Annotated in this window: 19 protein-coding genes; 13 read left to right on the top strand and 6 right to left on the bottom strand. The window is 54.5% G+C overall.

Annotation, left to right across the window (positions count from 1 at the left end):
• The first annotated feature begins 422 nt into the window (after positions 1-422).
• Positions 423-2,030 carry a GMC family oxidoreductase gene (locus AC2A1E_RS10820; RefSeq protein WP_484383744.1) on the top strand — a complete coding sequence of 536 codons (1,608 nt, stop codon included), beginning with the start codon at positions 423-425 and terminating at the stop codon, positions 2,028-2,030.
• Between the two features lie 69 nt (positions 2,031-2,099).
• Here AC2A1E_RS10820 and miaE read toward each other — a convergent pair whose 3' ends face one another.
• Together miaE and rraB are read right to left on the bottom strand one after the other, a co-directional pair.
• On the bottom strand, positions 2,100-2,861 hold the full coding sequence (gene miaE / locus AC2A1E_RS10815) for a tRNA isopentenyl-2-thiomethyl-A-37 hydroxylase MiaE (RefSeq protein ID WP_484383743.1): 762 nt from the start codon (positions 2,859-2,861) through the stop codon (positions 2,100-2,102).
• A 47-nt stretch (positions 2,862-2,908) separates the two neighbouring features.
• Positions 2,909-3,337 carry a ribonuclease E inhibitor RraB gene (rraB, locus tag AC2A1E_RS10810; RefSeq protein WP_484383742.1) on the bottom strand — a complete coding sequence of 143 codons (429 nt, stop codon included), beginning with the start codon at positions 3,335-3,337 and terminating at the stop codon, positions 2,909-2,911.
• A gap of 301 nt (positions 3,338-3,638) precedes the next feature.
• Here rraB and argF point away from each other — a divergent pair, with 301 nt between their 5' ends.
• Positions 3,639-4,658, top strand: coding sequence for an ornithine carbamoyltransferase (gene argF, locus AC2A1E_RS10805; RefSeq protein ID WP_484383741.1), 1,020 nt, complete (start codon positions 3,639-3,641; stop codon positions 4,656-4,658).
• 166 nt (positions 4,659-4,824) lie between these two features.
• Here the strand turns inward: argF and AC2A1E_RS10800 are convergent, their stop codons facing one another.
• The 3 genes from AC2A1E_RS10800 to AC2A1E_RS10790 are packed head-to-tail and all read right to left on the bottom strand — an operon-like array spanning position 4,825 to position 8,962.
• Complete coding sequence (locus AC2A1E_RS10800; protein ID WP_484383740.1) at positions 4,825-5,664, bottom strand: PRD domain-containing protein; 840 nt, start codon at positions 5,662-5,664, stop codon at positions 4,825-4,827.
• Positions 5,661-7,085 carry a glycoside hydrolase family 1 protein gene (locus AC2A1E_RS10795; RefSeq protein WP_484383739.1) on the bottom strand — a complete coding sequence of 475 codons (1,425 nt, stop codon included), beginning with the start codon at positions 7,083-7,085 and terminating at the stop codon, positions 5,661-5,663. The genes AC2A1E_RS10800 and AC2A1E_RS10795 overlap by 4 nt, the downstream gene beginning before the upstream one ends.
• A complete protein-coding gene (locus AC2A1E_RS10790; protein WP_484383738.1) occupies positions 7,082-8,962 on the bottom strand; it encodes a beta-glucoside-specific PTS transporter subunit IIABC in 1,881 nt (626 codons plus the stop codon). The genes AC2A1E_RS10795 and AC2A1E_RS10790 overlap by 4 nt, the downstream gene beginning before the upstream one ends.
• A gap of 573 nt (positions 8,963-9,535) precedes the next feature.
• Here AC2A1E_RS10790 and AC2A1E_RS10785 point away from each other — a divergent pair.
• From AC2A1E_RS10785 to AC2A1E_RS10765, 5 genes are read left to right on the top strand one after another with little or no spacing between them, the layout of a single operon-like run.
• On the top strand, positions 9,536-11,104 hold the full coding sequence (locus tag AC2A1E_RS10785) for an ABC transporter substrate-binding protein (RefSeq protein WP_484383737.1): 1,569 nt from the start codon (positions 9,536-9,538) through the stop codon (positions 11,102-11,104).
• Between the two features lie 11 nt (positions 11,105-11,115).
• Positions 11,116-12,171: an ABC transporter permease gene (locus tag AC2A1E_RS10780; RefSeq protein WP_484383736.1), complete on the top strand. Its 1,056-nt coding sequence runs from the start codon at positions 11,116-11,118 to the stop codon at positions 12,169-12,171.
• Positions 12,168-12,989 carry an ABC transporter permease gene (locus AC2A1E_RS10775; protein ID WP_484383735.1) on the top strand — a complete coding sequence of 274 codons (822 nt, stop codon included), beginning with the start codon at positions 12,168-12,170 and terminating at the stop codon, positions 12,987-12,989. Before AC2A1E_RS10780 ends, AC2A1E_RS10775 begins: the two co-directional genes overlap by 4 nt.
• The gene (locus tag AC2A1E_RS10770) at positions 12,982-13,818 is read left to right on the top strand and encodes an ABC transporter ATP-binding protein (protein WP_484383734.1); all 837 of its coding nucleotides are present in this window, start codon (positions 12,982-12,984) and stop codon (positions 13,816-13,818) included. Before AC2A1E_RS10775 ends, AC2A1E_RS10770 begins: the two co-directional genes overlap by 8 nt.
• Complete coding sequence (locus AC2A1E_RS10765; RefSeq protein WP_484383733.1) at positions 13,805-14,527, top strand: ABC transporter ATP-binding protein; 723 nt, start codon at positions 13,805-13,807, stop codon at positions 14,525-14,527. Before AC2A1E_RS10770 ends, AC2A1E_RS10765 begins: the two co-directional genes overlap by 14 nt.
• 31 nt (positions 14,528-14,558) lie before the next feature.
• Here AC2A1E_RS10765 and AC2A1E_RS10760 read toward each other — a convergent pair whose 3' ends face one another.
• Positions 14,559-14,792: a type II toxin-antitoxin system CcdA family antitoxin gene (locus AC2A1E_RS10760; RefSeq protein ID WP_484383732.1), complete on the bottom strand. Its 234-nt coding sequence runs from the start codon at positions 14,790-14,792 to the stop codon at positions 14,559-14,561.
• A 358-nt stretch (positions 14,793-15,150) separates the two neighbouring features.
• Here AC2A1E_RS10760 and pyrB point away from each other — a divergent pair, with 358 nt between their 5' ends.
• From pyrB to AC2A1E_RS10730, 6 genes are all read left to right on the top strand, one after another.
• The gene (gene pyrB / locus AC2A1E_RS10755; protein ID WP_459401118.1) at positions 15,151-16,086 is read left to right on the top strand and encodes an aspartate carbamoyltransferase; all 936 of its coding nucleotides are present in this window, start codon (positions 15,151-15,153) and stop codon (positions 16,084-16,086) included.
• A 12-nt stretch (positions 16,087-16,098) separates the two neighbouring features.
• Positions 16,099-16,563, top strand: a complete 465-nt coding sequence (gene pyrI, locus AC2A1E_RS10750; RefSeq protein WP_484383731.1) for an aspartate carbamoyltransferase regulatory subunit — start codon at positions 16,099-16,101, stop codon at positions 16,561-16,563.
• A gap of 176 nt (positions 16,564-16,739) precedes the next feature.
• Positions 16,740-17,126: a 2-iminobutanoate/2-iminopropanoate deaminase gene (gene ridA / locus AC2A1E_RS10745; protein ID WP_156293981.1), complete on the top strand. Its 387-nt coding sequence runs from the start codon at positions 16,740-16,742 to the stop codon at positions 17,124-17,126.
• Positions 17,127-17,705: 579 nt separating this feature from the next.
• The gene (locus AC2A1E_RS10740; protein ID WP_484383730.1) at positions 17,706-18,227 is read left to right on the top strand and encodes a fimbrial protein; all 522 of its coding nucleotides are present in this window, start codon (positions 17,706-17,708) and stop codon (positions 18,225-18,227) included.
• A 68-nt stretch (positions 18,228-18,295) separates the two neighbouring features.
• A complete protein-coding gene (locus tag AC2A1E_RS10735; protein WP_484383729.1) occupies positions 18,296-18,823 on the top strand; it encodes a fimbrial protein in 528 nt (175 codons plus the stop codon).
• Positions 18,824-18,894: 71 nt separating this feature from the next.
• On the top strand, positions 18,895-21,375 hold the full coding sequence (locus AC2A1E_RS10730; RefSeq protein WP_484383762.1) for a fimbria/pilus outer membrane usher protein: 2,481 nt from the start codon (positions 18,895-18,897) through the stop codon (positions 21,373-21,375).
• Positions 21,376-21,383 lie beyond the last annotated feature (8 nt).

Genomic DNA, 21,383 nt, shown 5'->3' with positions numbered 1-21,383 from the left:
TAACCCTCTCCCACAGGGAGAGGGGACTAAACGTGCCACATCCTTACTTCTGTGTCTAATGGCAATACCCCGTCAACTTCCTCTCCCACGGAATGAGAAGACCGAACATGCCAAAGCTTTACGCCTGCGCCTGACAACAGCACCCTATCAGCCCCCTCTCCCTCGGGGAGAGGGTTGGGGTGAGGGGAACAGGACGGGTATATGTATCTTGAACGCCACGCTCCTTCCCCCCCAAAAATTATTAACATCAACATTATTCAAAAAATCACCTGACATTTTTATATTTCAAACAGATAAACTGAATACCACATCCGGCATGTAAAATTACTGTGATATTCGTTAATAAATTAACGATTAGAAATTGACCACCAATCCTGCTGAGCTACTCTGCAATAACCAGCCATCACGCACAGGGAATACTTATGTCGGAAAATACCTTTGATTACATCATTGTCGGCGCAGGCTCAGCGGGCTGTGTGCTGGCAGCACAGTTGATCCGCCGTACTCAAGCGCGTGTTCTGCTGTTGGAAGCCGGTGGCGACGACAATAATCTGTTTATCAAGATGCCCGCCGGCGTCGCCAAGATCATCGCCAAAAAAAGCTGGCCGTATGAAACCGAGCCAGAACCCCACGCCAACAACCGCCGTATGCAGATCGCCCAGGGCAAGGTGCTGGGTGGCAGCAGTTCGGTGAACGGCATGATTTATATTCGCGGTCAAAAACAGGATTACGACGATTGGGCCACAAAGTTCGGCTGCACCGGCTGGGGTTATCAGGACGTGTTGCCCTATTTTAAACGCGCCGAGGCCAACGAAAGCCTGTCTGATGGCTATCACGGCAGTGACGGACTGCTGCCGGTCAGTGAGAATCGCTACCGGCACCCGCTCAGCATGGCGTTTATCCGCGCTGGCCAAGAGCTGAATCTGCCTTACCGCAACGATTTCAACGGCGAAAGCCAGCACGGCGTCGGTTTCTACCAGACCACCACCCACAAAGGCGAACGCGCCAGCACCGCACGCACCTACCTGAAATCGGTGCGTGATAACTCGCGGCTGGTAGTGAAGCTCAATGCCTTGGTGCACCGCGTCACTTTCGCAAACAACGTGGCAACCGGTGTGATTTACAGCCAGAACGGCGGCAGTGAAATCACCGCACAGGCAAATCAAGAAGTGATCCTCAGCGCTGGCGCAGTCGGTTCACCAAAAATTCTGCTGCTTTCCGGTATTGGTCCCCGTGAACATCTGGGATCCTTAGGCATTACGCCCTTGGCAGATCTACCGGTAGGCAAAAACTTCCACGATCATCTGCATATGTCGATCAACGTTAGCATGCGCGAGCCTGTCAGCCTGTTCGGTGCCGATCGCGGTTTGCAGGCGCTGCGCCACGGCGCCGAGTGGCTGGCTTTCCGCAGCGGCGTGCTGAGCTCCAACGTGCTCGAAGGTGCCGCCTTTACCGACAGCCTCGGCGATGGTCGGCCAGACGTGCAGATCCACTTTCTGCCGCTGCTGGACAGCTGGGACGACGTACCCGGTGAACCACTGCCAGCGATCCACGGCATGACGCTGAAAGTCGGCTATCTACAACCCAAAGCACGCGGCCAAGTGCAACTGCGCAGCCGCAACCCAAGCGACCCGGTCAAGCTACAGGCCAACTACCTTGGCCACCCGGACGATCTGGCCGGTAGCATTCGCGCCGTTAAATTTGGCCTGCGCTTTTTGCAAACCGCCGCCCTTAAACCGCTGATTAAAGATCTGCTAATGCCTCAGCCACAGTGGACCAACGACGAAGCACAGTTGGAGGAGTTTGTGCGTAACTTCTGTAAGACGGTCTATCACCCGGTAGGCAGTTGCCGCATGGGCCAGCACAGCTCAGACTCGGTGACCGATCTGCAACTACGGGTACACGGCTTTGAACGCCTGCGGGTGGTAGACTGCTCGGTTATGCCGCAGGTCACCAGCGGCAACACCAACGCTCCGACCATTATGCTGGCGGAAAAGGCAGTGGATTTGATTTTGGGCACCGCAGAGTAAAAACGTAGATCTGTAGTATGGACAGTCCCCTCTCCTTACCCACCGGAGAGGGTTAATTTGGAGAAAACATCACCCCGCCGGCACACCGCTATGAAAGCGGAATTCATTATCCGGCGACTGGATCAACTCGGCTTCAATGCGGCCAAAATGTGCCACACGCTCGCTGATATCACCTTCGGCAATCTGCTGCGCCAGCGTCAGGTAGTCCTGATAGTGGCGCGCTTCAGAGCGCAGTAAAGAAACGTAGAACCGGTTAAGTTCGTCGTCCAAAAACGGTGCCAGCTTAGCGAAGCGCTCGCAGGAGCGGGCCTCGATATAAGCACCGCAGATCAATTTGTCGATCAAGGTAGCCGGATCGTGAGTGCGCACTTCGCGGATCATGCCTTTGGCATAGCGGCTGGCGGTGATCTTTTTATAGCGGATCTGCCGTGCCTGCATGATCTCCAGCACCTGTGAGAAGTGATGCAGCTCTTCCTTAATCAGCAGCACCATTTTATCCACCAGATCCTGCCCGTAGGCCGAACCGTTCTTTGGCAGGATCTTCTTGGTGAACGCGCTCTGACGGAATAAAGCTTCCGGCACGCCCTCTTCCTCATGCACAAAGGCCTCATAAGGCCGCAGCAGTGCCAGCAGTGCATCGCCACTCTCTTTGTCCGCCACATAGCGGCGGATCAGCCACATACCGGTTTGTGCGGCTTTCAGTTCGCAAACCATATGGTCGGTCAGCAACAGCGGCAGGTTTTCCGGGCGGCGCGCAGCGTTAATCCAGCCATCGGGGGTTTCACAGTGCAGGAAGTTCAGAATTGGAGTTAATAGAGAATGGTATGTCATTTGAGCTTACACAGGAAAAGGGCCGGGAACCCGGCCCTTTAGATTAATTAATGGCGCTTACCGTCGTCGTCTTCATCGATAAATTCGCCGTCTTCGTCGTCATCCTCACCATCTTCACCGTTCGGATCTTCATAGTAGGTGCCCCAACCGTCGTAGTTAACGCCGCATTTCTCTGCCAGCGCCACCAGTTGCTCCACCTGGCTGTCGATCAGCTCGGCATTCAGCGCCACTTCGCTGATCACGTCACAGCACATCACCAGTGAGCCATCTTCCACTTCCAGCTCTTCGGCATCGGTCACTTCGTAGCCCAGCTTAAAGGCTTCAACCGCGGCCTTCTCCAGCACTTCAAACTTTTCGGCAGAGAAATGGTGCTCAATGGTGTAGAGCGCATCCGGATCGCTGCCGTCTTCCAGCAGTTCTTCGATGATCAGGCGGGTTTCTTCACGTTGTTCTTCCAGCAATTCGCGGTTTGCCATGCCTCTATCCTCAATAAAATGGTTTTCAATCAGACTGCTAACAAAAGCCCGTTATTCGGGAGAGCGTGCCGAAGGGGTCGTAGCGGCGTAAGCCGCCGGAGCGCCCCTCGGTGCGCTAGGCCCGGGTATCTCGGGTTCAAAAGCGACTTTGTTATCAATCTCTTTCAATACTTCTATTTTCACACACCAATGTCACAGCTGCCATGATAAACGTGAAAGATTTCTTTCCCGGGGTTGAAATTGAATATTCATACATATAAAGTGAATTTTAATTCAATTGAAACGTTAGGGATATACGAAGATGAACCAGATAAACCCCTTTTACAGTCGTCACTTTTTGAGGTTAATGGATTTTACTCCTGCCGAGATCCAGTCTCTGCTGCAACTGGCTGCTGATTTAAAACAGGCCAAAAAGCAAGGCCAGGAAACCCGCCACCTGCAAGGCAAAAACATCGCGCTCATCTTCGAAAAAGACTCAACCCGTACCCGATGCTCTTTCGAAGTTGCCGCATTCGATCAGGGAGCACAGGTCACCTATCTTGGCCCAAGCGGCAGCCAGATCGGCCATAAAGAATCAATGAAAGACACCGCTCGCGTGCTGGGCCGCATGTACGACGGTATTCAGTATCGCGGTTTTGGCCAGCACCTGGTGGAAACGCTGGCAAACCACGCCGGTGTACCGGTGTGGAACGGTTTGACCAACGAGTTCCACCCCACCCAACTGCTGGCAGATCTGCTCACCGTGCGTGAACACCTGCCGGGCAAACCGGTGAGCGAAGTGAAGTTCGCCTACATCGGCGACGCGCGTAACAATATGGGCAATACCCTGTTGGAAGCTGCCGCGCTGGTGGGGATGGATCTGCGCCTAGTGGCACCAAAAGCCTGCTGGCCGCAGGCGGAACTGGTAGCAGAGTGTCAGGCGCTGGCGCAGCAGACCGGCGGTAAAATCACGCTGACGGAAGACATCGCCGAAGGGGTGAAAGACGCTGACTTCTTGTATACCGACGTTTGGGTCTCAATGGGCGAGCCGAAAGAGGTGTGGCAGGAACGTATCGCCCTGTTGAAGCCTTACCAAGTGAATATGGCGATGGTCAAGCTGACCGGCAACCCGCAGGTGAAATTCCTGCACTGCCTGCCCGCGTTCCACGACGATCAAACCACTCTGGGCAAGCAGATGGCAGAGCAGTACGGCCTGCATGGCGGCATGGAAGTCACCAACGAGGTATTCGAATCCGCGCACAGCGTAGTGTTCGATCAGGCAGAAAACCGCCTGCACACCATTAAAGCGGTGATGGTGGCCACCCTGAGCAAGGTGCTGTGATGATATTACGCTGAATGGCCCATTGCCAGACTAAGAGCCCATCTCATTGGGCTATGTTATTTGCCATTTTGTCCCTGGGAAGTGCTCACAATCCTCACGTATTGCGTGTACGCCCCAGGGCAGGATCCCACTAGGCCTTTTTCATGCTCTCTATTCGTGAACAAACTCACGCATCCAGACCAGCAATCCGCACCAGATGAACGGTGAGCCACAGCAGTTCGTTCCCGCCGAGAGTAATATCGAGCTGGACCTTGACGTAATCGCGGATCAGTAGCGCGCAGCGGTAAGCATCCGGATACTCCTTAATCACCTGCACCAGCAGAAAACTGTCCCTCGCGCCGTCCAGTTCTCCCTCCTGTAAACGCTGGAAGAAGAACTGCATATGGACCAGAAAGCGCGAGTAGTTAATCGATTCGGTGTCGATTTGCTGCTTAAAGTGGTACTGAATGAGATTAAAAATATCCTTCAGCATTTTCACCGAATGCATGGTCTGCGCCACGTCGTCACCCTCGCTCTGGCCGTTAACCAGATGAAAAGCGATATTTCCGGCTTCCTCCTCCGGCAGTTCAATACCGTACTGCTGGAGAATAATCGTCACCGCCTCGCTGGCGACGCGGAACTGCTGCGGATAAAACCGCCTGACTTCCGGCAGCAGGCGGTTTTGAATGGCGATCCCTTTGCGGCTGCGTTCGATGGCGAAGGTGAGGTGGTCGGCGAGGGTAAAGAAAATCTGCTCGCGAACTTTATTGGCAAGCTGCTTATTGGCGCGGGAAATAATCATCGCGGCCATTTCGATGACCTCGTCCGGGATGGCGGAGAGCGCCTCAAGATAGCCGCTGCGCGTGCCGAGCACCTGGGTTACGAACAGCTTCTCTATCTTCTCCGGGGAAATCTCATCCCCGGGTCTGCTGTTGAAGCCAATACCTTTCCCCATGACGATAACCTCCCTGTTATCGTCATCCATAGAGAGCACCAGGCTATTATTAAGCACCTTCTGAACAATCATCTCTGAGACTCGTTGTAGTTGCCGTTTTGCGCGATGACCTCCTTATACCACCAGAAGCTGCGTTTACGGATCCTTTGCAAACTCTTCAGGTCATCTTCGCCGCGATCGACATAAATAAAACCGTAGCGCTTGGCGTATCCCTGATGAGTGCTGACCACGTCAATCGCCGCCCACGGGCAATAGCCCATCAGCTCGACGCCGTCGGCAATCGCCAGCCGCATTTGCTTAATATGTGCCTGTAAGAAGGCGATGCGGTAAGCATCATTCACCGTCCCGTCATGTTCCAGCTTGTCCGGCGCACCCATGCCGTTTTCACTAATCAGAATCGGCAGACCGTAGCGCTCGCACACTTTGCGCAGCGTTAGACGCAGCCCCACCGGGTCGACCACCCAGCCGTACGGCGTTTTGTCGACCCATGGGTTTTCCGCCGGACGATAAACCCCCTCTTCGCCCAGCATAATTTGCTGGTCGCCCGCACGGGGCGCAATATCCCCACCGTCGCCTCGGCTGGCAGCAATGGTGGCGGTCGAGTAGTAGTTAATGGCGATAAAGTCCGGTCGCCCCTGCTGTAAAATAAGTGCATCCTCTGGCTGCACCTCCGGCGCGAGGCCGCGGTCCTGCATATAGGCCCAGGCCAGGGCGTTGTAGCGGCCATGCACCGCAATATCCAAAAAGCTCCAGCAACGCAGCGTCTCCCAGTTATGCGCGGCGATAGCGTCCTCCGGTTTACAGCTTTCGGCATACATCGAAGTGGTATTTATCGCCGGGCCGATGCGCAGCCCGGGAAACTCGCGCTGGCACAGGGCGAAGATCTGCGCCTGGGCCAGCATCATATGGTGATTCTGCTGGTACAGCGCCTTCTTGTCCGGCAGTTCGCGATCGGCAGGAACGCCAATCGCCCCGGGATGGAGGATCATGGTGTTCTGTTCGTTAATCGTCAGCCATAGCGGGACTTTATCGGCAAACTCGCTGAACAGCAGCCGGGCATAGCGCACGAAGGCCTCTGCGGTTTTGCGGTTCAGCCAGCCGCCTTTTAGCTCCAGCGCCCACGGCAGGTCGAAGTGGTACAGCGTAACGATGGGCGTTATCCCGTAGCTCGTCAGGGCGTCGATCAGGCGGCGATAAAAGGCCAGCCCGCCCGGATTCACCGGGCCGTCGCCGTCCGGGATCACCCGCGACCAGGCTACCGAAAAGCGGTAGGCCTTCAGCCCCATCTGCGCCATCAGCGCGACGTCCTCCTCCACGCGATGATAGTGGTCGCTGGCGATGCGAAAGTCCGCCGTTCCCGGCGGATGGCTGAGCATATCGACCACCGACGGCCCCTTACCGTCTTCATCCCACGCCCCCTCAACCTGATAGGCTGAAGTGGACGCGCCCCACAAAAAACCGTCCGGGAATCGGGCCTGCTGTTGATAAATCATGCATGCGCCCCCTTAGCAGATTGCACCATCAGTCGCTCGCCGTAATCAACCTGCGCGGCGGCGGTCAGGCGCAGAGAATGCTGCTCGTCGCCATTGACCACAATCACCGGGGTAATCAGATCGTACCCGGCCTGCTCGATGGCGGGAATATCAAAGCGAATCAGCTCCTGTCCGGCCTCCACCCTATCGCCCACCTTCAGCGCTGAGCTAAAGTGCTGACCGTTAAGATTCACCGTATCAATACCGATATGGATCAGCAGCTCAAGATTGCTGTCGCTCTGCAGGCCAACGGCGTGGCAGGAGGGCAGAAGCATTACCACCGTGCCACTAAACGGCGCGCGCAGTACCCCTTCGTGCGGAAGAATCGCCACGCCCTCACCCAGCAGACCGCTGGAAAAAACGTCATCGTTCACTTCGCTGAGCGCCACCACCTGACCACGCAGCGGGCTTAACACTTCCATCTCATCCTCGCTTTTCGGGCTGACCGCAGGCTGCGGACTCTCGCTCACCTCTTCTTGCTCCTCGGGGGTATCTTTAAAAGCGATAAACCAGGTCAGGGTAAAGGTCACCACGATGGAAATCGCGCAGGTCACCAGCGCATGGACGATGTTCATCGGGTTTTCGCCGATAAACGCTGGCAGCGCCGCCAGGCCAGGAGAAACAAAGGCGTAGCGCACCAGCCCGCTGACTCCGGCATATACCCCGGCGCAGCCGCCGCCGATCATGGCGGCAATCAGCACGCGGCGGAACTTGAGCAACACCCCGTACAGCGCCGGTTCGGTGATCCCCAGCAGCGCGGTAAAGCCCGACGAGGAGGCCAACTGGCGCAGGTTGCCATTTTTGGTTTTCAGCGCCACGCACAGCGTCGCGGCGCCCATTGCCACGTTTGACGCCAGCATCCCCGGTCCGTTAATCATCTCGTAACCGCTTTTACTCAGTTGACCGGTCGCGATCGGCGTCATCGCCCAGGCGGTACCGGTAATGATCAGGAAGGGCTGCAGGGTGCCCATCAGCATCGGGATTAACCAGCTGGCGTGGCGGTCGATAGCGCCAGCCCCCGCAGCAACCAGGTCGTTAAGCAAAATGCCCGCCGGGCCGACAAACACCAACGCCAGCGGCGCGGTAATCAGCAGAATCAGCATCGGCTTGACGAAAAACTTGATAATCGATGGCGACACTTTTTCAGCAAAGCGCTCCACCCACGACATCAGCCATACGGTCAGAATGATCGGCAGCACCGAACCGGCATAATCGGAAAGCAGGACGTTGATACCGACAAAATCGACCGCTTTACCAGCCGCCAGCATCTGGCCGATGCCCGGATGAAGCAGCACGCCTGCGAGGGTCATCGCCAGAATCGGGTTGCATTCAAACTTCAGCGATGCCCCGTAGGCCAGCAGTACCGGCAGGAAGAAGAAGGCAGCGTCGGCAATAATATTGAGCAATTGATACGTCGAGCTGGTTTCGCTAATCACTCCCGTTAGCTTGAGAATGGCCAACAGCGCTTTAATCATCCCCGCGCCGGTAATGGCCGGGATCACCGGTGTAAAGGTGGTCGAAATGACGCTGATAATGCGCGCGACAATACCGGTCGGTTTAGCATTTTTGTCGCCGCCGGTCGGATTATTCTTCTCCGGCAGGGCCTTATTGAGCAGGCGATAAACCTGCTGCACTTCATTGCCGATAACAATCTGAAATTGGCCGCCTTTCTCCACCACGCTGATCACGCCGGGGATAGTGCCAATCTGCGCATCGTTAACCTTCGCGCGGTCGTTGAATTCCATGCGCAGCCGGGTCGCGCAATGGGTAAGCATACGGATATTCTCCGCACCGCCCACCGAGTGGAGGATTTTGTCTGCTGTTTCGTTATAGTTCATAGTGTTCCCTGGTGTTGGAGCAAAAAAAAAGACCAAAACAGAGACGCTCCCCTTTGTGGGAGAGCATTTCTATTTTGGTCTTGCCTGCTTTCGCAGTAGCACGCCATCATAAAAATGGGTTATTCCGCTGGATTATCTAAGCGGCCTTTGACGATTTCAATGGCAATCAAACAAAAATGTGAGCTGGATTGAGTAAATATCGACCGGGAGGCTGCTGACACCTTAATGCGACAGAATCTCAGGACAGGATAACGTGGGAGAAGGCAGTTGCGGATCTGTACGCTCAGTTATCAGCAATGTGAGTCCCCCAACTCTGTGACTGGGGTGAGCGAACGCAGCCAACGCACATGCAACTTGAAGTATGACGGGTATAAACCCCGGCCATTTTAGAGAGGGTTTTATTTTCACCCACATCGTATAGTCTTTTTCGTCATATCAAATAACAGATTGGCCTTTGCCTGCTTTTTACGAACGTTCTACCGTTGCATCCTGGCGGCGGAAATGCCGTAAAAAAATCAACGATAACAACCTCTTCTCCGTTCTGGTTGACCAGTACACTCAAGGGAAACGTCTATGAAAGCCAAAGCCTTACCGCTGTTTATTCTCGCCGCACTTTCCGGAGCCGCATTCGCCGCCACGCCGCCCAATACGCTGGTGGTCGTCCAATCGCTGGATGATATCGTCAGCCTCGATCCGGCAGAAGCCAACGAGCTTTCCAGCATCCAGACCGTACCCAGCCTGTATCAACGGCTGGTACAGGCCGATCGCGACAACCCGGCCAAGGTGATCCCGGTGCTGGCAGAAAGCTGGCAGGATGATGCCGCCGCCAAAACCCTGACGGTCAAGCTGCGCCCGCAGGCGGTGTTCTCCTCTGGCAACCCGCTGACCGCCGACGACGTAATTTTCTCTTATCAGCGCGCGGTGAAAATGAACAAATCACCGGCGTTTATCCTTAACGTGCTCGGCTGGCAGCCGGACAATATCGCTACACAGTTGAAGAAGATCGACGATCATACCGTGCAACTGAGCTGGACGGCGGACGTCAGCCCGGCGGTAGCGCTGAATATTCTCTCAACGCCGATCGCCTCAATCGTCGACAGCAAAGCGGTGCAATCCAACGTGAAAGGCGACGACTTCGGCAATGCCTGGCTGAAAATGCACTCTGCCGGTAGCGGCCCGTTCAAGATGCGGGTTTATCAGCCGCACCAGGCGATCGTGCTGGATGCCAACCCAAGCTCACCGGGCGATAAGCCGCTGCTCAGCAATATCATCATCAAAAACGTGCCAGACCCAAGCGCGCGCCGCCTGCTGATCCAGCAAGGCGATGCCGACGTGGCGCGTGAACTGGGCCCAGATCAGACTGCCGCGCTGAAAAACCAGCAGGGCGTGAAGGTGCTGGAAATCCCCTCCGCCGAGCAGAATTATCTGGTGTTCAATAGCGGCAACCAGGCCAATCCGCTGCTGAATAACCCGGCGTTCTGGGAGGCCGCGCGCTATCTGGTGGATTATCAGGGCATCACGAAAGATCTGTTGAAAGGGCAATACTTCGTACACCAAAGCTTCCTGCCGGTGGGTTTGCCAGGTGCGCTGGAAGATAACCCTTTCAGTTTTGATCCCGCTAAAGCCAAGGCGATCTTGGAAAAAGCCGGGATCGCTAACGCCAGCCTGACGCTGGACGTGGAAAACAAACCGCCGTTTATCAACATCGCTCAGTCGTTACAGGCCAGTTTTGCCCAGGGCGGCGTAAAACTTGAGCTATTGCCTGCGGCGGGCAGCCAGGTGTATGCCCGCGTGCGCGCCAAGCAGCACCAGGCGGCGATCCGCCTGTGGATCCCGGATTACTTCGACGCACACTCCAACGCCAGCGCTTTTGCCTATAACGACGGCAAAAGCAGCACGGTGGCTGGGCTGAACGGCTGGCAGATCCCGGAACTGAACAAGAAAACGCTGGCGGCCGTAGCAGAAGCCGATCCGGCCAAGCGCAGCGCGCTGTATACCGCCATGCAGCAGGAGCTGCAACGCAGTTCGCCTTACGTGTTTATCGATCAGGCCAAAACGCAGGTGGTGCTGCGCGATAACGTGAAAGGCTATCAACAGGGCCTGAATGCGGATATGGTTTACTACGATCGCGTCAGCAAATAATCAGGATTGTCATGTCGGTAGCAATAAAACCCACGCCGGGGAGCTTTTCCCGGCGTCATATTTTGGGGTTGGCCCAGAGCCTGCTTACGCTGGTGCTGACCCTATTCGGCCTGCTGTTGATCACCTTTCTGCTTTCGGCGCTGTCGCCAGTGGATCGGGTGTTGCAGATCGTCGGCGATCACGCCAGCGCCGCCACCTATGAACAGGTAAAACATCAGCTCGGGCTGGATCGCTCATTGCCGGTGCAGTTCTGGCACTATCTGGAGCGGCTAGCGCATGGCGATCTCGGCACCGCCAGCGCCACCGGTCAGCCGGTGTTGCAGGATCTGCTGCACGCCTTCCCCGCCACCCTGGAACTTGCCACACTGTCTCTGGTGATTGGCGCACCGCTCGGCGTGCTGTTCGGCGTGCTCTGTGCCCGTTTTGCCGGTAGCAAGCTGGATATCTTCGTGCGTTTTATCACCCTGCTCGGCAACTCGGTGCCAATCTTCTGGCTAGGGTTGCTGATGTTGTTGCTGTTTTACGCCAAATTGCAGTGGAGCGCCGGGCCGGGGCGGCTGGATGATATCTACCAATACAGCGTGGAGAGCAAAACCGGTTTCGCGCTGATAGACACCTGGCTTTCCGGCGACCTTGGTGCGGTGCGTAATGCGCTGGCGCACCTGGTGCTGCCGGTCTGCTTGCTGGCTTATTACTCGCTGGCCAGCATTACTCGCCTGACACGCTCGGCCTGCCTGAGTGAGCTGAATAAAGAATACGTCACGCTGGCGCGCGCCAAGGGTGCCAGCGAGATGCGCATAATGCTGTGCCACATACTGCCGAATATCGGCGGCACGCTGCTGACGGTGATCGCTCTGTCTTACACCAGCATGCTGGAAGGCGCGGTGCTGACCGAAACGGTGTTCTCCTGGCCTGGCATCGGCCGCTACCTCACTACCGCACTGTTTGCCGGTGATACCACCGCGATTATGGGTGGCACTCTGCTGATCGGCTTGTGCTTTGTGCTGATCAACACCTTTACCGATCTGCTGGTACGCGCGATCGACCCAAGGACGCGGCCAAGATGATAATCGCGATGCTCAAACGTTCCCCTTCTGCCACCTGCGGTGCGCTGATCCTACTGGCGCTGGTGTTAATCGCCCTGTTCGCCCCCTGGCTGGCCCCGGTTGACCCTAACTGGCAGAACGCCGCCAACCGCCTGCTGCCACCGGGCGCAGGCCACTGGCTCGGCACCGATGGCTATGGCCGCGATGTGCTTTCCCGCCTGATCTACGGCACCCGACCAACGTTCGGGCTAGTGCTACTGGTGACGGTGATTACCCTGCCGCTCGGCCTGCTGATCGGCGTGCTGTCCGGCTATTACGGCGGCTGGTTGGAGCGCGTCTTGATGCGCTTTACCGATGTGGTGATGTCGATGCCACGGCTGATTCTGGCCTTCGCCTTTGTGGCGATGCTCGGGCCGGGGCTGATCAACGGCGCATTGGCGCTGGCGCTCACCACTTGGCCCGCCTATGCCCGTCAGGCGCGGGCCGAGATCCAACTGCTGCGCAAAAGCGACTATCTGGCTGCCGCCGAAATGATGGGCATTCAGGGGCCGCGCCTGCTGTGGGGCCATATTCTGCCAATGTGCCTGCCTTCTGCGGTGGTGCGGCTGGCACTCGATCTGGCTGGCATTATTCTCGCCGCTGCCGGGCTGGGTTTTCTCGGTTTGGGAGCACGACCACCGATGGCCGAATGGGGCTCGATGGTGGCCGACGGGATGCAGGTGATCTTCGATCAATGGTGGATCGCCGCGATCCCCGGCGGTGCGATCCTGATCAGCAGCCTGGCGTTTAACCTGCTGGGCGACGGCCTGCGCGACTTACTGGATCCGCATCATGACTGAGCCACTCTTGGTAGCACGCAATCTCTGCATTAACTTTAACGGTCACAAGGTGGTGGATAACCTTTCTCTGACGATTGGCCGGGAAAAGGTGGCCTTGGTGGGGGAATCCGGCTCCGGCAAATCGATGACCGCCCGTGCGCTAATGGGGCTGGTGCGTAAACCGGGCATCGTCAGCGCCGATACCTTGCGCTATCGCCAAACCGATCTGCTGACGCTGAAACCGCGCCAGTGGAACGAAGTACGCGGGGCCCAAATCGCGATGGTGTTGCAGGATCCGCGCTACGCGCTGAACCCGGTGCGCAGCATCGGCAAGCAGATCGAGGAGTCCCTAACGCTGCATCATTCCCTGACCCGCGCCGATCGCCATGAGCGGGTGCTGAACTCCCTGGCCGCCGTCGGCTTGCCGGAAAACCTCTACCACAGCTATCCCGGCCAACTTTCCGGCGGCATGGGCCAGCGCGCTATGCTGGCAATTGCGCTGGTTAACGATCCGCAACTGCTGATTGCCGACGAACCCACTTCTGCGCTGGACGCCCGGCTGCGTAATCAGATCCTCGATCTGATCGTCGAGCAAACCGAGCGGCGCAATATGGGCCTGCTGCTGATCAGCCACGATCTGCCGCTGGTGGCAGCGCACTGCGATCGGGTGTTGGTGATGTATCAGGGCAAACTGGTGGATCAGGGCATCGCCGCCGATCTGCCGTTAGCCACCCACCCTTATACCCGCACGCTGTGGGCCTGCCGCCCGAGCGCCGCCACCTATGGCCAGGAACTGCCGGTGCTGGATCGCAGCATCGATTTTACCCGGAGCGAACATGGCGCTGATTGAAATTGAAAACCTACAGGTCAGTTTCCCACAGGGCCACGGCCAAAAAATCGCCGTGGAATCGGTGAGTTTTGCCGTCGAGGCCGGGGAAACCTTCAGCCTGATTGGGGCCTCCGGCTGCGGCAAGTCCACCGTACTGCGCGTGCTGGCGGGCCTGCAACGCGAATGGAGCGGCGAAGTGCGGCTGCTCGGCCAGACTATTCAGCCACTACAGCGCTTTACCGGCCAGCTGCGTCGTGATGTGCAGATGGTGTTTCAGGATCCGTACGCCTCGCTGCATCCGCAACACAAGATTGGCCGCACGCTGGGGGAACCGCTGAAGATCCACGGCGAAAAACGCATCCCGGCGCGTATCAATAAGGCCTTGCAACAGGTCGGTTTGAACGCAGCGATGGCCGAACGCTATCCGCATCAGCTTTCCGGTGGCCAGCGCCAGCGGGTGGCGATCGCCCGCGCTTTGCTGCTGCGGCCTAAGCTGTTACTGCTGGATGAACCGACTTCGGCACTGGATATGTCGGTGCAGGCGGAGATCCTTAACCTCCTCAATCACCTGAAGCGCGAACACGGCATGACCTATCTGCTGGTCAGCCACGACGGTGAGGTGATCGCCCATATGTCTGAACGCGCCGCGCTGATGGAAAACGGCCATATCGTGCGCCATTTCAGCCGGGGGGATTTGCAGGCGGGCAAGCATCATAGCGTGCAGAGTTAAACAATTATCTCCTTATTACTTGGGGTTCCCTCTACCTGCAACTCCAAGTATTTTTGCTATATTCATCCGAAAAAAGTCCACACTCCTCGGCGACTTCGTTACAAAGTAGAAGCCCTTCCTGATTCTGCCGCAACCATTCTTCACGTTTGCGTTCAGCGACAGCACGGTGCAATACCGTATCTAGCGTTGCGGACAGGTTAATATTGAATTTTTTGACCTCCGCCAATAACTCAGCATCGACAAAAACATTGGTCGGTTTTTTCACGATTTAGCTCTTCCTTATGCACATCAATTATGAACAGATATTATAAACCTCTTTGTGTCTAACAAATAACCAACACCCATATTGGCTACGCCATCGCTCAGCAGCCAATCGGTTGCGAAATGGCAAAAAGTGATGTTTTAGCGCTTGCAGTGACGAAAAGCGCGAGTATAATGCGCGACAATTTGCCAGGAGAAAGCATGAAAAACGCCGCTTGTTTTGTTCGCAACCATCGACAAAACCGACTGCCCATCGGCAGCCAGCAGCCGTTGTTTCTCCTGTTGCATGATCCCATTATTTAAGCCCCTCATTGAGGGGCTTTTTTTTGCCTTAAGAACTGCACGAGTCGAGGAGAGTGAACATGGCCAACCCGCTGTATCGCAAAAACATCATCTCTATTAACGATCTCAGCCGCGAGGATCTGGAACTGGTGCTGCGCACCGCCGCCAGCCTGAAAGCCAATCCGCAGCCGGAGTTGCTTAAACACAAGGTGATCGCCAGTTGCTTCTTTGAAGCGTCAACGCGCACCCGCCTGTCGTTTGAAAGCGCCATGCAGCGCCTGGGGGCGTCGGTGGTCGGCTTCTCTGACAGCACCAACACCTCCCTCGGCAAGAAAGGCGAAACGCTGGCCGATACCATCTCGGTGATCAGCACCTATGTGGATGCCATCGTGATGCGCCATCCACAGGAAGGAGCTTCACGCCTGGCGGCGGAATTCGCTGGCGGTATCCCGGTGTTGAATGCCGGTGACGGCTCCAACCAGCACCCTACTCAAACCCTGCTGGATCTGTTCACCATTCAGGAAACCCAAGGTCGGCTGAGCAACATCAACATCGCCATGGTGGGCGATCTGAAATATGGCCGCACCGTCCATTCGCTGGCGCAAGCGCTGGCGAAATACGACGGCAACCATTTCTTCTTTATCGCCCCGGACGCACTGGCGATGCCGGGCTACCTGCTGAAGATGCTGGAAGAAAAAGGTATTACCTACAGCCACCACAACAGCATTGAAGAAGTGGTACCGGAGCTGGACATTCTGTACATGACCCGCGTGCAGAAAGAGCGCCTCGACCCTTCCGAATACGCCAACGTGAAAGCCCAGTTTGTGCTGCGAGCGACAGACTTGGAAGGGGCTCGCGACAACATGAAAGTGCTGCACCCGCTGCCACGGATTGATGAGATCACCACCGATGTGGATAAAACGCCGTACGCGCACTATTTCCAGCAGGCGGGCAACGGTATTTTCGCCCGGCAGGCGCTGTTGGCACTGGTATTAAACGCAGATTTGGCTCTTTAAGGGGGAACCGTCATGACTCACGATAATAAACTCCAGGTTGAAGCGATCAAATGCGGTACGGTGATCGACCATATTCCGGCGCGTATCGGCTTTAAGCTGCTGTCGCTGTTCAAACTGACCGATACCGATCAACGCATCACCATCGGGCTGAACCTGCCTTCGCGCGAGCTGGGCCGCAAAGATCTGATCAAGATCGAGAATACTTTCCTGACCGAGCAGCAGGCCAACCAGTTGGCGATGTATGCGCCCAAAGCCACGGTCAACCGCATCGACAATTACGAAGTGGTGCTGAAGCTGAACCTCAGCCTGCCGGATCATATCGATGGCGTACTGACCTGCCCGAACAGCAACTGCATCAGCCGCAGCGAGCCGGTGGCTTCCGGCTTCAGCGTGAAGTCCCGCGCTGGCGAAGTGTATTTGAAATGCCGCTACTGCGAGAAAGAGTTCGAGCATCAGGTCGTCTTGCAAGCCGATTGATTTCCTCAGGAGTGGCGCTGTTAATCTGCCCGCCACTCCCTATAATGGGATTTCTGACAAAAATCATGCTTCGCCATCACAACACTGTTCATTGAGTTCCCTCCGAAACAGGGAGAGGGGCGTTACCTTGAGCATTGCGCTTAAGTGAACGGTGTTATCTACCATCAGGAGATAAAATGTCACGTAACATCAGCACTGAACTCGCGCCAGCCGCCATTGGGCCTTACGTACAGGGCGTTGATCTGGGCAGTATGATCATCACTTCCGGCCAGATCCCGGTAGACCCAAAAACCGGTGCAGTCGCCGATGACGTTGCCGCTCAGGCCCGCCAGTCACTGGAAAACGTCAAAGCGATCGTCGAAGCCGCTGGCCTGAAAGTGGGCGATATCGTTAAAACCACCGTTTTCGTGAAAGATCTGAACGATTTCGCCACCGTTAACGCCACTTATGAAGCCTTCTTCACCGAGCACCAGGCGTCATTCCCTGCCCGTTCCTGCGTGGAAGTGGCACGCTTGCCAAAAGACGTGAAAATTGAGATCGAAGCTATCGCCGTTCGCCGTTAATCCCCGCGCGATAGTTGATACGGCTAGCCAAGGCTAGCCGTTTTATTTTTTTAGGCATTGCATTATTTGATGTTTCCATCCCCCTCAATGTACTGTGAATATATTTTCCCTTTTATATCAACGGCAGAGAAATTTAATATTTAAATCCATCTAAAACCCCAACAACGAACATTTAGTTCAGATAATTCTAATAACGCAGATAATATAGTTTATATATTCGGCATTACATAAGCACAAAACACTACAAAAACAAGCCAAAGCAGCCTATTTGGCATGTTTTATCGCATTGACCACAGATTAAAAACCACGTAGTCTTCACATCATGAATTAAACAAACGGAAATGACCGCATATTATAAAGAGTAAAAATAGATTTTTATTTTAATGTTAATCACCACGCACTGTTATTAACAACACTGTAAAGATTACAAGGAAGAATCCTAATTAAAATAGATTCTAACTCTGATGATAGCTCTAACTCCCTCGAGATAGTTCATACCCTAGAATCATGATGTCAATGTGCCATTACCTACAATGAGTCGTTGCATTATTTTAACCTAAAGAAAATAAAGGATTATTTATGTCTAGCTTCAAAATGAACGTACTGGCCGCAGCATTGATTTCAGCTTCAACATTTGCAGTACATGCTGCCGATCAAGGTTCAGGTACTGTAACCTTTACCGGTTCTATTATTGATGCGCCATGTTCAATTACCCCACAGACTGCAGATCAGGTTGTTCCGTTGGGTCAGGTTTCCGCAGCACTGCTGGCTAACCAAGGTACTTCTACACCACAGACCTTCACTATCGATCTGGAGAAGTGCGACGTTTCCACACTGAAGAACGTTTCTATCACCTTTAACGGTACTGCCGATGGCGACATGCTTGGCATCGTTGGTGATGCACAAGGCGCAGGTATCGTGATCACCGACGGTAGCGGTACTGCAATCAAGCTTGGCCAGGCCTCTACTGCACGCCTGCTGAGCGATGGCAACAACACACTGCTGTTCTCTGCTTACCTGAAAGGTAAAAGCGCAGCTCCAGATAGCGTGAAGCCGGGTTCATTCACCAGCATCGCTAACTTTACTCTGGCTTATCAGTAATTGTTGCGAAAGCATACGGCTAAAGCCGTATGCTTTATCACTAAACAATAATGGTGTTAAAGATAAGTATGTCTAGACCTCTGTTATTACTACTCTGCCTGATCTTTTCCTCTACAACGTTAGCAGCACGGGAAGAACATGGCAGAGTGAATATGAATGGGGTCATTATTAATCCGGCTTGTGGCATATCTTCTGATAATGCTGAACAAACTGTTGATTTAGGTGTTATTACTCAAGAAAGAATTGAACAGGCGAACACCCCAATTATATACCCCTTTTCCATTATTTTAATAAGCTGCATTTTAGCAACCTCCAAAACCGAGGCGGGCACGCAGCATACTTTTAGTTTGAAGTTTGATGGGCCAAGCGAGCCAGGCAATACATTGTTCAATCTGGGTGAGTCTAGTCAGGGATTGGCGTTCGAAATCCGCGACGAGCAGAATCATATTGTTATCCCAGGCGCAATGATGAAGATCAATGAACAGGCGGCAGAAAATAAAAAACTCAATTACTCGCTGCATTTGTTTAAAACATCGCAACAGGTCAAACCTGGAACATTTCAAACAGCCGTGCATTTCACACTGGTGTATCAATAAATACCTTCATGAATGGATACTGACTATCGGTTCGTGAAAGAGATAATCGAACCATTTATATGAGCCATACAATGGATTGTGTCAAAACACTCTGCGTTACATTTGCGACATCATTGATGGGGCTCAGTGGCGCTACGCATGCCATAGAATTCAATACCGATGTCTTAGATATCGAAGATAAACAGAACATCGACTTATCACGCTTTGCCACTTCTGGTTACGTGATGCCTGGGCACTACCCCTTGGTCATCAACATCAATCAGCATAACTTACCTGAACAGACTGTCACTTTTCTTCCTCATGAAGGTAAACCAGACAGCAGCGAACCTTGCCTGACGGAGAATGTGGTTGCTTCGTTTGGGATGAAACCCAATATCGCGGAAAAAGTCAGCTATTGGCATAACAATACCTGCGCAGACCTGAAAGCACTTGATGGCATCGTCACCAGAACCGATCTCGGGGCCGGTATCTTATATATCACCATCCCTCAGGCATGGCTGGAATACAGCGATCAAAACTGGCTGCCCCCCTCGCGCTGGGACGATGGTATCCCCGGTATGTTGCTGGACTATAACCTGAACAGCTTGGTCAGCAGACCCCAGCATGGCGCATCGATCAACAGCGCCAGCCTGAACGGCACGGCGGGAGCGAACCTGGGCCCATGGCGCTTGCGCGGCGATTATCAAGGTAATTACACCGACATTGGCGCCAGCAATAGCCAATCCCAACACAACTTTGACTGGAACCGGGTGTACCTGTTCCGTGCTATACGCTCGATGGCGGCAACGTTAACGTTAGGAGAAAATTATTTCACCTCGGATATTTTTAACACCTTCCGCTATACCGGCCTGAGCCTAGCCAGTGACGAGCGCATGTTGCCACCCAATCTGCGTGGTTATGCACCAGAAGTCAGTGGTATTGCCCATACCAATGCCAAGGTCACGGTCAGCCAGCAAGGGCGGTTGTTGTACCAGACCACGGTGCCTTCCGGGCCGTTTCGCATTCAGGATTTGAGCAGTTCAGTGAGCGGTTTGCTGGATGTGCGGGTAGAAGAACAAGATGGTAGCGTGCAGACCTTCCAGGTCAACACTGCAACCATCCCCTACCTGACCCGGCCAGGAGCGATACGTTACAAAGCGGCCGTCGGGCGGCCATCAAACTCTGGCCGCAACCTGGAAGGGCCATCGTTCGCCAGCGGCGAACTCTCCTGGGGCATGAGCAACAGTTGGTCAATGTATGGTGGCGGTATTGCTGCCGGTGATTACAACTCTCTGTCCATGGGGATTGGCCGCGATCTGTTCGCACTGGGAGCCCTTTCCGCCGACGTTACTCAATCCTGGGCAACGCATTTGCCGGAACAAACGTCACTAGAGGGGAAATCATTCCGTCTTAACTATGCCAAGCGTTTTGACCAGTTGGACAGTGAAATCGCCTTTGCGGGTTACCGTTTCTCGCAGAGTCAGTTTATGACGATGGATCAATATCTTGACGCCCGTTACCGCGGCAATAACCGTGGTAATGACAAAGAGATGTACACCATTACGGCCAATAAAAACTTCACTGATGCCCGGCTCAGCCTGTATCTCTCTTACAGTCATCAGACCTATTGGGATCAGCAGGCTGCGGACAATTACAGCCTCTCTCTCAACCACTATTTTGACGTGCTTGATATGAAAGATGTGGCGGTCAACCTGTCCGCTGGCCGTAGTAAAAATAATGGCATGAATGACGACAGCGTATTCCTTAGCTTTTCGGTACCGCTCGGGGGGTTGCAGACTCTCACTTACAGCGGGCAGCATAACCAGAGAGGCTATAATCAAACTGTCAGTTATCTCAATAACAGCGCTCAGGACAGCAATTATCGTCTGAGTGCCGGGTTGAACAACCAGCAGCAGGGCGGCCCCAAAGGCCAGTTCAGCGGCTTTTATACCCAACGGAGCAGCATCGCTGAACTCAGCCTGAACACTAACTATGCTCAGGATAATTTTACTTCGCATGGTTTGGCGCTAAAAGGCGGTGCAACGCTGACAGCCAAAGGTGCCGCGCTGCATAGCAATAATATGAATGGCGGAACTCGCCTGATGGTCAATACTGATGGTATAGCCGGAGTACCGATTGAAGGACGCAGTCTCCGTTCCAATGCATTTGGTATCGCAGTACTCAATGATGTTGCCAGCTATTACCGCACTGATACGCGGATCGATATCAACCAACTGGACGATAATGTTGAAGCTCGTCAATCGGTGGTTGAGTCGGCCTTGACTGAAGGGGCCATCGGTTATCGACGCTTTAGTGTAATAAAAGGCCTCAAAGCCGTCGCAACACTGCGCCAGGCGGATGGCAGTTACCCGCCCTTTGGCAGCAGTGTAACGAACAGTAAAGGCCAGGAACTGGCGATCGTCAGTGATGATGGTTTCGCCTACCTGAGTGGTATTTCAGCCGGAGAGACGCTGGATATCTCTTGGAATGGCAGCAAACAGTGCCAGGTCAACATACCAGAAAAAGTACAGGCGCAGTCGCAGTTGCTGCTGCCCTGTCACCCAATGAAATAGGTGAGTAA

Source organism: Serratia sp. HNCC26DJ206, from assembly GCF_057180605.1.
The sequence above is the reverse complement of the archived record's forward strand: the minus strand, read 5'-3'. Positions and strand labels throughout refer to the sequence as shown.